Raw genomic sequence first — 11,952 nt, forward strand, 5'->3', positions numbered from 1 at the left:
GATTCAACCATAAAAGAATTTTTTTGCTCTGTTATCTTTGTGATGTATTTTATGTATCTTTGTGTAAACAAGTGTAACTTTGATTACATGTTATATTTAGTTTAATAAAATCAATTGATTATCAGTTTAAAAATAATATTAAAACTTATTAAAAAACTAATAATATAAAAAACTAAGAGCTAAATTCAGTTTTTTAGTTACAAAAATAGTAATGACAGGGTGCCTTTTAAGAAAAGTTATTATTTAGATGAATAATTTCTCATCAATTTTACGCGAAAAAATGGTTTTAATAAGAAAAAAAGAATATCAAAAGAGGAAATATTAACTCATCAATTGATGAAATAACTCGTGCATACCTTCTGTAGCCGTCATATTTAATAATTTATATTGAGGTGGAACACGAGAATGATCTGCTTGGGGATCTATATAATACGCTTTGGCATAATGAGGAATCTCATGGACCAAGGCGGCAACTGGATATACGCTTAATGTCGACCCGATTACAATAAAAATATCAGCACTTTGTACTAAATGAATTGCTTCTTCATAAGCAGGTACAGCTTCACCAAACCAAACGACATGAGGTCGAAGCGGGTAGCCATTTGGACAAAAGTCCTGTTCTAAATCGAGCTTCCAACCATTAACTTCATAAAATTGAGTTGTATATTGTGCATCTGGCCCAGAACTTTTCGCTAGTCGAATATTGCCATGTAGATGTAAGACATTTTGGCTTCCAGCACGCTCATGTAGATCATCAATATTTTGTGTAATGACTTGTACATCATAATGGTCTTGTAGTTTAGCAATATATTGATGAGCTTCGTTCGGCTGGGCTTCTAAAATATTTTTACGACGTTCGTTGTAAAAGCGTTGAACTAAAGCTGGATTTCTTTCCCACGCTTCGGGAGTGGCAACTTGTTGTATATCATAATTTTCCCAGAGACCATTACTATCGCGGAAAGTACTAATTCCACTTTCTGCACTCATACCGGCGCCGGAAAATACCACAAGTTTTGTCATATGAATGATCCATTCATGAATTTGGTTTTTAAATCTGATCTATACATATATAAAAAAACCAGTTAAATCTAAACTGGTTTTTTTATTAAAACTATATCTATATTATAGACCAGCTTCATACTCTGCATTTGTTAAAAGTTTTTCAACATCTGCAATATTGTCTGGTTTGATTTTATAAATCCAGCCTTTGCCATATGGATCTTCATTTACAAAATCCGGATCATCTTCAAGATCATTATTAACTTCTACTACTGTACCAGAGACAGGGGCATGAATATCAGAAGCAGTTTTAACTGATTCAACAACTCCGGCTTGTTCGCCAGCTGTTACTTGGCTACCCACTTCAGGAGTTTCAACATAGACCAAATCTCCAAGCTCATCTTGTGCATGGTCGGTAATCCCTGTAATAACAAGGTCTCCTTCAATTTTTACCCACTCATGTGTACGTGCATACTTCAATTCTGAAGGATGGTTCATGACAACTCCTTAAGCTTGTGTCCAATATTTTAATAACATTATAAATAGGGGTCTTTGCGCCAGTTGCTCGGACTGCGACCGCTCCAGCGTTTAAAAGCGCGACTGAAATTTGCGACATCCGAGTAACCAAGTTCATCTGCAATTTGTTCAAGACTATAATCTGTACGCGAAAGCAGAGAGGTCGCATGACGATATCGAACTTCATCTACTAAAGTAGAAAATGAAGTACCTTCGGCTGCCAATTGTCGCTTTAAGGTACGATCTGACATATGTAAATATTCTGCTACATTTTCTATGCTTAAGTAATGTTGTTCAGAATTACTTAAAATATCACGTACACGCATGGCTAGACGGCGGCGTTCGCCTAAAGCAGATAGTTCCGCTTCACATTGGTTAATAGCGATTTGACTTGCGATTGGATCGGCATTAACTAACTTAAAACCTAAATATTTTTTATCAAAACTCGAGATTAGATGAGGCTGGTTAAAGCGGATGGTGCTGCTTAGCTTGCTTCTATACTTATCAAAACCTTCCGGTTCTGGAAAGTCTAAATCAACATCGCCCGCTAAATCTTCAATACCCGTAATCGCTTTAGCCATGGTCATAATACCAATAGTTAAACCTAAAACGATCTCAGTACGAAGAGGCTCTAACTCAATATCACATTGCAATTGTAATGTGGCTTTTGGTCCGAAAGTAGAAAAATATAATTGTAAAAAAGGTAAGCGTAATTGGATAAAACGGGCAGCGAGAGCAATCGCTTCTGTAATATCTTTGGCTGTCATTATCGCGTAGCCAATAAATCCGTGAATGGAAATACGCATTTGAGTGCCAATGTGGTAACCCAGTGTACTTTCACCGGTAAGATTTAAGGCATGTTTGACCAGCTCATTTGCTACGGGTGTTGAAATACGATATTCAGGATCGGCCAATTGCTCACTAGTAAGATGAAAAGGAGCAAATAATGTTTCATCGTTGTATCCCCAACGTGAAACTACATCTAATAGCAATAAGCCATAGACTCCTGGAATACCTTGATCTTGACGAGCTGAGGTAATTTTCATATGCGTTCCGTTGCTCTCATCAATTTTCTACGTGCATTTCTTACACATCTTGTCATGAAATATAATTTGAGTTTATAAAAACTGTTAGACAATCATATCAACGATTCATTAAACATTCTTTTTAAAGACAACGATTTTTGTCGTTGAAATAAGTAAAACATCCCCATGCTGATTTAAGGCTTGCGTAACGTAGCTTACAATACCACGATCCAATTTTGTTTTGGATGGCGTAATGGCGGAAATTTCAGCTTCAACATGAATACGGTCACCAGGCCGAGTAGGGCGTGGCCAACGTAGACTAGATTCTGAGCCTACTAGTCCACCATGAATCGGCATGCATTCAGTCCATAAGCGCATAGTAATTGCCGAGGTATGCCACCCGCTAGCGGCAATACCTTTAAAGATTGGATCTTCTTTGGCTAACTCTTCATCTGTATGGAAAGGTTGAGGGTCATAGTGGCTTGCAAATTGTTTAATTTCATCAAGTGTAATTTCATACTCACGACTGACAAAACGATCACCAATTTTTAAATCTTCTAAATAAAGCATTAATCTTGACCCTGTACTACTTTTTGCTCAATAAGAAAACCGCCCGTTTGACGTTTCCATAATTGTGCATATATACCATTTTTAGCAATTAATTCTTCATGAGTACCTTGCTCTGCAATTTTACCTTCATCAAGAACAATTAAACGGTCCATTTGAGCAATGGTAGACAAACGGTGAGCAATTGCAATAACTGTTTTATCTACCATCAGGTCATTTAAACTCGACTGAATAGCTGCTTCAACTTCTGAGTCTAAAGCGCTAGTTGCTTCATCTAAGATTAAAATTGGTGCATCTTTTAAGAAAACACGCGCAATAGCGATACGTTGTCTTTGACCACCTGACAGTTTGACACCACGTTCACCCACTTGTGCCTCATAACCTGAACGTCCTTTTAAGTCGACAAGTTGAGGAATAAATTCAGCTGCTTTTGCCTTATGCACGGCACTTTGCATATCTTGATCAGTTGCATCCGGACGGCCATATTTAATATTTTCGGCAACTGAACGATGTAGTAGAGAAGTGTCTTGAGTAACTAAAGCAATATTTGCTCTCAAACTATCTTGTGTAACATCTTCAATATTCTGCCCATCAATTAAAATTGCACCTTCTTTAAGATGATAAAAGTGTAAAAGTAATTGGATGAGGGTAGATTTACCTGCACCTGAACGGCCAACGATACCAATCTTTTCACCTGCTTTAATGTGTAGATTAAAGTGATCGATGACATTTTTATTGTTATAAGCAAAGGTTACATCTTTAAATACAATTTCACCTTGTGTGACTGCAAGTGGTTTTGCATCTGGCTTGTCTTGAATATTGATTTTCTTACCAAGTGTTTGCATGCCATCTTGAATAGTACCAACATTTTCAAATAATGCTGACATATGCCACATCATAAACTCAGCCATGCTATTAAGTTTTAAAATCATGGCAGTAGTAGCAGCAATTACGCCTAACGCTGCTAAACCTTGAGTCCATAACCAAACTGCGGTACCAATTACCCCAACAAATAAAACAGCAGACAGTAAATTAATGCTAACTTCAAAAAGAGTACCTAGACGCATTTGCGCATAGACTGTGGTCATAAACTCTTTCATTGACGCTTTTGCATATTGGCTTTCACGCCCAGCATGCGCAAAGAGTTTTACAGTTTGAATATTAGTGTAGGCGTCAGTTACACGGCCAGTCATTACAGCGCGTGCATCGGCTTGTTGTTGTGATACTTTGCTTAAACGTGGAATAAAGAACCATGCGCTTAATAAAAATAACCCTAACCAAACCATAAGTGGAATAAGTAATGTGGGTGAGATTGCACCAAGAACAATACTTACGGTAATAAAGTAAATGCTGACGTAAGCCAACATGTCGCCTAAAATAATCCAGAATTCACGGACAGCTAAAGCTGTTTGCATGACCTTTGCAGAAAGTCGACCAGCAAAATCATTATGGAAAAAGTCTAGGCTTTGTTTTAATAAAAGGTTATGGAAGCGCCAACGTAAGCGCATTGGAAAAGTACTATATAAAATTTGATGTTTTATAATAGATTGAATATTAACAAATAAAATATTAGCAAATAACACGCTAATGAGAATAAGGATGTTTGACGCATGTTGGCTTAAGAAACTTTCAGGCTGACTATTACTAAGCCAATCTACAAGTTGCCCAATTTTTGAAAAGAGCAGGGCTTCAAAGCTAGCTGCACCAGCTGTACATATAATAAGTAGCAATAAATATGGACGCACACCTTCAGTAGCTTGCCAAACAAATGGGAAAAAGCGTGTTGGTAAGGGCTCATCCAAACCTTTGGTTGGATAAGGATCTACAAGTTTTTCAAACCACTTCAGCATGAATGACTACCTTTATACATCAGCTACTTTAGTAAAATTTCGCAATTTAATTTGCAATAAAGTCAGTTAGATCAAACTTAATTAAGGTATTGATCTGTTGGGTGTGTGGATACACGTCAAAGTTTATGTTGTATATCTTTGGCTAAAACTGACATGATTTAGTCAAGACATAAATTTGGAATCGGGAAGAAGCCTAAAAGGCATCATAAAGACAAAAAATGTTTTATTCATTATATCGATAATAATAGATGAAGTGGTGAATGAATTTGGCTTGAATGTAATTTTTATAAATTTTTTTAATAAATGATAAAATATGAATATTTATTTTAAGCAGTATGAGCCTTTATCCGAGTATGGATAAAGGCTCATAACCCGTTACCACATTAAGTCATCCGGAATCACATATGCTGCATATGGATCTTCTTCGTCAGTAGTTTGTTCATTTTTCTCAGCATTATTGATCAAAATAAATCCTTTCATTTTTTGATCAATTTTTTCAGCTAAAGCTTTTGGAAGGTAAGCATATTGATCTTGATCTTTAGCAATCACTAAACTGCCTGTAACAAGTGCATTATAAACTTGCTGAGATAGGTAAACCTTTTTAATCTTATTCTCGTCAATAAATTGATAAGCCACATCTCCAGCAAAATCTATAATTTTGTGTTGCTTGATCATTTGAATGATTGAAGCCTTTAATGCTTTTTCTTCGAGTTGCTGCTGCTTTTCTAGATTCAAAGCTTGATCTTTTGCTTGTTTCTCTTTTTGAGCTTTTTCAATATTAGCTTTAATTTCTGCTTCATTGCTTTGACCAGTACGCTGCTCATGCTGAGCTTGTTTGGTAAGTTTTTTCGCTTTTTTATTGTCAACTAAACCAGCTTTGAGTAACTGAGCTTGTAAGGCATTTTTAACCATGACTTAATCCGAATTTGAAGAGGAAGAACTATGAAAGTAAACTGCCCAATACGAAATACTGAGAGTTAAGCTTAAAATTGCTGGAAGCAAAAATGATTGCAATTTTAAATAAGGGTGAACTAAAGCAGCAATTATACCGCCAGATAGAAAACCTATAAAAATAAGTAGATGCAAAATAATGCGGCGATTCTCTACTTTTAAACCTCGTGCTATATAACCAAGTGCAAGCCCAAGATCTGTTAAGACACCCGATAAGTGAGTAGTCCTAATAATGGTTCCTTTATAGTGACTTACCATTGCATTTTGTAGCCCCATGGCGACACAAGCCCATAATAGTCCATATTTTGGAAAATAAGGCAGCAGTAACCAACAGAGAAAAATAAATAGTGAAACTAGACTTAAAGGAAGGCCATACCGGCGGCCTAATTTGAAATGACTATTGCCTAAAATAAAACCACTGTAAAATGATCCACATACATAACATAGTATAACTAGTACTAAATATATGATGTGTTCAAACTGCCAGTTTACCAAACTCATGGCTAGCATACTGACATTACCAGTCATATGCGACACCGATTGATGTAAAAGGGTGATAAGCCCTAATACATTAATCATTCCGGCATTTATTGCCAGTAAGAAGGCGCCAAGTTGGAACCAGTTTGGTAAACTTTGAAATGGCATGTTCTCTATGAGTTTTGTCTTGAGCGAATATCAACTGCGGCTGTAAATAAAACATCGGTAGATGAGTTAAGCGCCGTTTCTGTTGAATCTTGTAATACACTAATAATCATACCCACTGCAACAACTTGCATTGCAATTTCTGATGAAATACCAAATAAGCTACATGCGACTGGAATTAGAAGTAGGGAACCACCTGCAACACCAGATGCACCACATGCTGATATTGTAGCTACAACAGATAAAATAATCATTGTTGCCAAATCAACATGAATTCCTAACGTATGCACAGTTGCTAAAGTAAGTACAGTAATCGTAACTGCTGCACCAGCCATGTTAACAGTAGCACCTAAAGGAATTGAAACGCTCGCAGTTGAAGGATTTACGCCTAAACGTTCAGCTAAATCAAGGTTTACAGGAATATTAGCTGCTGAGCTGCGTGTAAAGAACGCTGTGATACCACTTTCTTTTAAGCATTTAAATACTAATGGGTAGGGATTACCGCGAATTGTTAAACCTACCAGAATTGGGTTAATCACTAGAGCAACAAACAGCATTGTTCCTAATAGAACAGCAAGTAATTGTGCATAACTTTCAAGTGTTGCTAGTCCAGCATCTGCAAAAGTTACTGCAACTAGACCGAAAATACCAACAGGTGCAAACGCAATGACTTTATGAATAATAGCGCTTACAGCATGTGAAACATCCTGCATTACTTGTTTGGTCGTATCCGAGCTATGACGCATTGCTAAGCCGAGACCAATTGCCCACGCAAGAATACCAATAAAGTTCGCTTCACTGATTGCTTGAACAGGGTTTGCAATAAAACTTAAAAGCAGATTTTTTAATATATCAGCGAGACTACCAGGCGCTTGCAAATTATTATGAGAAACAGTGTTGAGATAAAGCGTACTAGGAAAAGATAAGCTAGCGATCACAGCACTAAAAGCAGCTAATAACATACCTACTACATAGAGTAGTAATACTGGGCGTAAATTTGCACTATGACCGACTTGGAAGTTGGCAATAGATGAGAGAACCAGTACAAAGACTAAAATAGGAGCAACCGATTTTAATGCTTTAATAAATAGTTCACCAAACAAGCTTAAGTACGGCGTAACGGTTGGAAATAATAGTGCGACGCCTATCCCTAAAATAATGGCGATAATAATTTTAGTGACTAAGCTTAATCGAGAAAAGAATTCAAGCATATAAAGGCCTTATTAACCTATTCATGGCTAAAGGTTGAACAAGCTGAGTATTTTATACGTAAGTGATGTGAATCTTAAGCTTTTTTATATCAAGTCATCAGTTTTATAGGGTTTGGTAATATTAAGTTTTTGTTTTTAAATAAATAAAATTGATTTTTTAAAGTGGGGTATCTAATGTTTTGCTTATATTACAGCCAGTAACGCTTAAGTTCTTATTATTTGCCATAAAAATTAGTGAAGAGGGAGAAAAGATATAAAAAGAAATAGGAGAGATTATTTTTGTTTTTTAATAGATTGGAATGCTAGAAAAACTACGCGAATTTTCAATCCTCTTTGCTCGGATAATTACCAGCTACCAAGTTGAAAAATCGCATATTTCAGGAATACATTAATATTATTATAATTTTATAAGTTTAGAGCAGTTATTCTATGCAGTATAACTGGTAAAGCATATTTAAAATTGAATGCATCTTATCATCCTTGATCGAATAGAAGATTTGCTTACCATCACGACGTGTTGAAACGACATCACTTTTACGTAGCATCATCAATTGTTGTGAAAGGGTGGGTTGGGTGATTTGTGTTTTCTCTTCAATTTGAGAGACATTTAACTCCTCATGGGCTAAGTGACATAAAATTAATAAACGGTCAGTGTTAGCTAAAGATTTTAATGTTCCTACGACTGAATCCGCCGCATTTTTCATTTCTTCAATTTGGAGTCCATCTTTCATACTTTATACCTATATCAATATGGCCGGCATAGTATAGATTGATCTTAAGAAAATGAATGTAGCAAAACTAATCAATCCAATTGTTTTTGTTGAAAAGGTTTATAAGTGTAATTGATAAATATATAACATTATTAAGGTAAAACAAGAATTTGTATTTGTTTTGTGTCAAAAGTGTTGCTTTGTGTGAGAAGCGTAATTGTTAAGTATAAATGAAACAAAGTCAAAGAAAATAAATTCTATTTTTCTGTCTATCAATAGTTAAATCTGATTTATATATAAAAGGGCGAGAAAAAAAAGATTGTGTTTTTATTTTCTAAAGTTATAATCGACTATGTACAGACAGGTCTGTATATTCTAGTTTGGGATGATAATTTAAAAAAATGTCAAACTCTAAGCTAGAATGACTTTCAGACGCAGCGTGATGAATAAGAAGAAGATTCAACAAGATAAGAAGAATAATATCACGCTTTATTTTTTAATGTGCAATTTTTTCAAATTCAATGAGTTTCTCTACACGCTTCCAATAGTCATCAATTTTTACTGAACCATGCTCAACTTGAGCCTGAATGGTCATACCCTCTAAAATATTGACCAACAGCAATGCCAAAGGTCGAGACTCTTCAATTTCATATTGAATAAGAAGATCTTGCATTAATTGTGTTAACCAGATTTTGTATAAAGTTGCTGGTTGATGTGTTGAAGGGTATTGTTTTAATACTTCTTCTAAAGCTTTTTGGAACATGCAACCATTAAAGTCTTCACTATTAAACCAATCTGAATACCATAAAAAGATGGCTTTAATACGAGCTAGTGGGTTGATTTCGTCTTCTTTAGATATGGCCGCAGTAAGAGAATTTTGTAAAAGTGAGTTTCTTAATAATAAACACTCTTCAATAAGTTTCTCTTTTGAAGGAAAGTATTTATAAAATGTCATTTTCGCTACACCAGATTCACTGATGATACGATCTACCCCTATAGAATTATAACTATATGAATTAAAAAGTCTTAAAGCAGTGGTAATAATGTCATCTTTTTTTGACATATTTTAGTAGCCTCACACAAATATTTTGCTATTAGCCTATAAGGTCGAGTGTACAAATAAAAAGCACGAACGCGAAATTTTACATTGTATTGACTGTTATTGATAGAAAAAAATAGGTTTTTTAAAATAATAAAAGGACAAAACTCAATGCTAAGCATTAATTTTTTTATAATTGAATAGCTATGTTTAGTAGTTAATTTTTTGATTTGGCAAGGTGGTTTTTACTATAAGTGGGCCTTTATAACTTTGATTTAAAGATTGGTATATTTAAACATGTATTTATAAAAGAAAAAAGGAGAAATTTTATAATTTCTCCTTTTTATATATTTAGTTAGTATTACTCTGCAGGAGGTAACAACATAAGAATTGAATTATTCAATAATTGAACAATGTTTTCTAAAATATCTGTATTGTTAAGCTCACTATTGAAAGGAATGCTTTTCCCATCGGCAATCGTTTTGAGTTGGGTGGCAAAAGATTCCACAATCGGTAATTCTTCCCCATTACCCCAAAACTTTAAAACGCCATTTTGTTCTGTATAAAGTAGACGCGAAGCAGGTTCGAGTAGCAGCTCATAGCCTTCTGTCAAAATAGCATTTAGGTCTTCAACCTCTATTTCATCTGGTTCTGGAATATTGTCTGGATATTTAGGCTCGCTCATGTACGACATGAGGGCAGCATCAAGTACTGTTGAATTTTTCAATTGAGCTAGCACTAAATCTCTTAAATAAGCCAACTCTTCCGTGTTTATTTCCCCAATTTGAGGAGGATTCTTACGGGTAATATCGACAACAGGATTTTGAAGTAATTCATCAGTAGCAAATTGATCGCTAATTCTATCGATCATGCCTGAAATATTAGGCATACGGAAACCAAAGGAGAAAGTTAAACAATCATCTTCGGCAACGCCATAATGTGATAATCCAGGTGGAACATATAATAAGTCGCCAGGAGCTAATACTTCATCAAAATGAACATCTATTTCTGGTAGCAACTTTAAAGGTTGATTAGGTACAAATTCAGTGCTTGCATCACACATTTGGCCGAGTTGCCAGCGTCGATGACCATATCCTTGAACAAGAAAAACATCATAAAAGTCAAAATGTTTTCCTACTGAACCACCTTTTGGGGCATAAGAGACCATAATGTCATCACGGCGCCATTGCGGAATAAAAGGAAATTTCTTCCACAATTCAGCTATATCAAATGAATAATGGTCTACTGCTTGAATCAAAAGTGTCCATAACTTTGGTAGTTTTTGAAAATCACCTTTAGTTAAGGGAGACGATTTTACATGCCATTCATTTGGATTTTTATCTTTTTGACGGATAAGACGAGCAGTTACATGGTCTTCTAAAGCGAGTTCTTTTACATCATTCGGCTCTAACATACCCACAATTTCAGGCATAGCATTACGTACAAGTAATGGTTTTTTCTGCCAATACTCTGTTAAAAACTGTTCAGCAGTAATACCGCCTAAAACGGTTAAAGCTTCTGTCATGGAAATAACCTATAAATAAGCTAATAAATATTAAGGAATTTGGAGATTGAGTTGTCTTAAAATCTGACAAAGCTGAATCATGGGTAAACCCATCAGCGTGGTTTGGTCTTGGCCTATCATTTTTTCAAATAAACTAATGCCGAGACTTTCACACTTAAAACTTCCTGCGCATTGTAAGGGCAGATCTAAGTCGACGTATCTTTCGATTTCAGGCGCGCTTAAATTGCGAAACTTAACTTGATAATGCTCAACAAGCGTATGTTCAAAACTTTTTTCAAGGCACTGCACACTTAAAGCAGTACTAAAAAAGACTGTTCGGCCAGAGTTTGCTGCTAATTGAGCTTTGGCATTTTCAATTGTTAAGGGTTTGCCAATAAAATCATGAGGAGCATGCTCTCGCCATGCAACCTGATCTGATCCAATTACAATTGCTTCACGATTTTTTTGTGCAATTACTTGTGCTTTAGTAAATGCCAGTCTTTTTGCTAAATCATCGGCATGCATTTCACCACAAGGACTCTCGTCAATATCTGGACTAATACAGATATATTCGATTCCTAAACGATTCATTAAATCTTTACGTGTCTGACTGCTTGATGCCAAAATAATTTTGGGTTGTTTCATTACACTGCAAATTCCATTAATACATCTAATGGAACATAGCTCAATACAGCTTGATGACAAGCATGAAGTTTAACAGGGGGTGCTTGACCAGCTTGATAAGCTTCTACCCAACGAGTTACACAAATGCACCAGAAGTCTCCCGGTTGTAGGCCAGGGAAGCCTGCTTCAGGTAGAGGAGTGATCAGATCGTTTCCGACTTTTTGTGAAAAATTTAAAAACTCAGAAGTCATTTGGGCGCACACCGTATGTTGACCAAGATCTGTTACGGCTGTATGGCAAAAACCATTCCGGAA

13 protein-coding genes are annotated in these 11,952 nt (G+C 35.7%); all 13 read right to left on the bottom strand.

Going from position 1 to position 11,952, the window contains the following annotated elements:
• Nucleotides 1-321 precede the first annotated feature (321 nt).
• The gene (locus C1642_RS14150; RefSeq protein ID WP_103236475.1) at nt 322-1,029 is read right to left on the bottom strand and encodes an SIR2 family NAD-dependent protein deacylase; all 708 of its coding nucleotides are present in this window, start codon (nt 1,027-1,029) and stop codon (nt 322-324) included.
• A gap of 93 nt (nt 1,030-1,122) precedes the next feature.
• Nucleotides 1,123-1,497, bottom strand: a complete 375-nt coding sequence (gcvH, locus tag C1642_RS14155) for a glycine cleavage system protein GcvH (protein ID WP_103236476.1) — start codon at nt 1,495-1,497, stop codon at nt 1,123-1,125.
• Nucleotides 1,498-1,535: 38 nt separating this feature from the next.
• A complete protein-coding gene (locus C1642_RS14160; protein WP_000705524.1) occupies nt 1,536-2,561 on the bottom strand; it encodes an AraC family transcriptional regulator in 1,026 nt (341 codons plus the stop codon).
• Between the two features lie 108 nt (nt 2,562-2,669).
• Entirely contained in the window at nt 2,670-3,110 is a 441-nt protein-coding gene (locus C1642_RS14165; RefSeq protein ID WP_000966087.1) for a MaoC family dehydratase, read from the bottom strand.
• Nucleotides 3,110-4,957, bottom strand: a complete 1,848-nt coding sequence (locus tag C1642_RS14170) for an ABC transporter ATP-binding protein (RefSeq protein WP_000922240.1) — start codon at nt 4,955-4,957, stop codon at nt 3,110-3,112. The genes C1642_RS14165 and C1642_RS14170 overlap by 1 nt, the downstream gene beginning before the upstream one ends.
• 375 nt (nt 4,958-5,332) lie before the next feature.
• On the bottom strand, nt 5,333-5,869 hold the full coding sequence (locus C1642_RS14175; RefSeq protein WP_103236477.1) for a DUF2058 domain-containing protein: 537 nt from the start codon (nt 5,867-5,869) through the stop codon (nt 5,333-5,335).
• 3 nt (nt 5,870-5,872) lie between these two features.
• The gene (locus tag C1642_RS14180) at nt 5,873-6,553 is read right to left on the bottom strand and encodes a YoaK family protein (protein WP_001116532.1); all 681 of its coding nucleotides are present in this window, start codon (nt 6,551-6,553) and stop codon (nt 5,873-5,875) included.
• Nucleotides 6,554-6,558: 5 nt separating this feature from the next.
• A complete protein-coding gene (gene sstT / locus C1642_RS14185; protein WP_000889007.1) occupies nt 6,559-7,761 on the bottom strand; it encodes a serine/threonine transporter SstT in 1,203 nt (400 codons plus the stop codon).
• A gap of 422 nt (nt 7,762-8,183) precedes the next feature.
• Complete coding sequence (locus tag C1642_RS14190) at nt 8,184-8,492, bottom strand: ArsR/SmtB family transcription factor (protein ID WP_000651464.1); 309 nt, start codon at nt 8,490-8,492, stop codon at nt 8,184-8,186.
• A 475-nt stretch (nt 8,493-8,967) separates the two neighbouring features.
• Complete coding sequence (locus C1642_RS14195; protein WP_000037056.1) at nt 8,968-9,534, bottom strand: TetR/AcrR family transcriptional regulator; 567 nt, start codon at nt 9,532-9,534, stop codon at nt 8,968-8,970.
• Between the two features lie 337 nt (nt 9,535-9,871).
• Nucleotides 9,872-11,035, bottom strand: coding sequence for a cupin domain-containing protein (locus C1642_RS14200; RefSeq protein WP_002125092.1), 1,164 nt, complete (start codon nt 11,033-11,035; stop codon nt 9,872-9,874).
• A 30-nt stretch (nt 11,036-11,065) separates the two neighbouring features.
• Entirely contained in the window at nt 11,066-11,659 is a 594-nt protein-coding gene (locus C1642_RS14205; RefSeq protein ID WP_000812866.1) for a Maf family protein, read from the bottom strand.
• A partial coding sequence (locus tag C1642_RS19500; RefSeq protein WP_228153897.1) for a DUF2237 family protein occupies nt 11,659-11,952 on the bottom strand: 294 nt, incomplete at its 5' end. The genes C1642_RS19500 and C1642_RS14205, both read right to left, overlap by 1 nt.

The organism is Acinetobacter sp. AKBS16, assembly GCF_002899995.1.
Classification (GTDB): Bacteria; Pseudomonadota; Gammaproteobacteria; order Pseudomonadales; family Moraxellaceae; genus Acinetobacter; species Acinetobacter baumannii.

Excerpts from the sequence above, each read along its gene's own strand:
- gcvH (WP_103236476.1), bottom strand. The coding sequence starts at position 1,497 with ATGAACCATCCTTCAGAATTGAAGTATGCACGTACACATGAGTGGGTA.
- C1642_RS14160 (WP_000705524.1), bottom strand. The coding sequence starts at position 2,561 with ATGAAAATTACCTCAGCTCGTCAAGATCAAGGTATTCCAGGAGTCTAT.
- C1642_RS14165 (WP_000966087.1), bottom strand. The coding sequence starts at position 3,110 with ATGCTTTATTTAGAAGATTTAAAAATTGGTGATCGTTTTGTCAGTCGT.
- C1642_RS14170 (WP_000922240.1), bottom strand. The coding sequence starts at position 4,957 with ATGCTGAAGTGGTTTGAAAAACTTGTAGATCCTTATCCAACCAAAGGT.
- C1642_RS14175 (WP_103236477.1), bottom strand. The coding sequence starts at position 5,869 with ATGGTTAAAAATGCCTTACAAGCTCAGTTACTCAAAGCTGGTTTAGTT.
- C1642_RS14180 (WP_001116532.1), bottom strand. The coding sequence starts at position 6,553 with ATGCCATTTCAAAGTTTACCAAACTGGTTCCAACTTGGCGCCTTCTTA.
- sstT (WP_000889007.1), bottom strand. The coding sequence starts at position 7,761 with ATGCTTGAATTCTTTTCTCGATTAAGCTTAGTCACTAAAATTATTATC.
- C1642_RS14190 (WP_000651464.1), bottom strand. The coding sequence starts at position 8,492 with ATGAAAGATGGACTCCAAATTGAAGAAATGAAAAATGCGGCGGATTCA.
- C1642_RS14195 (WP_000037056.1), bottom strand. The coding sequence starts at position 9,534 with ATGTCAAAAAAAGATGACATTATTACCACTGCTTTAAGACTTTTTAAT.
- C1642_RS14200 (WP_002125092.1), bottom strand. The coding sequence starts at position 11,035 with ATGACAGAAGCTTTAACCGTTTTAGGCGGTATTACTGCTGAACAGTTT.
- C1642_RS14205 (WP_000812866.1), bottom strand. The coding sequence starts at position 11,659 with ATGAAACAACCCAAAATTATTTTGGCATCAAGCAGTCAGACACGTAAA.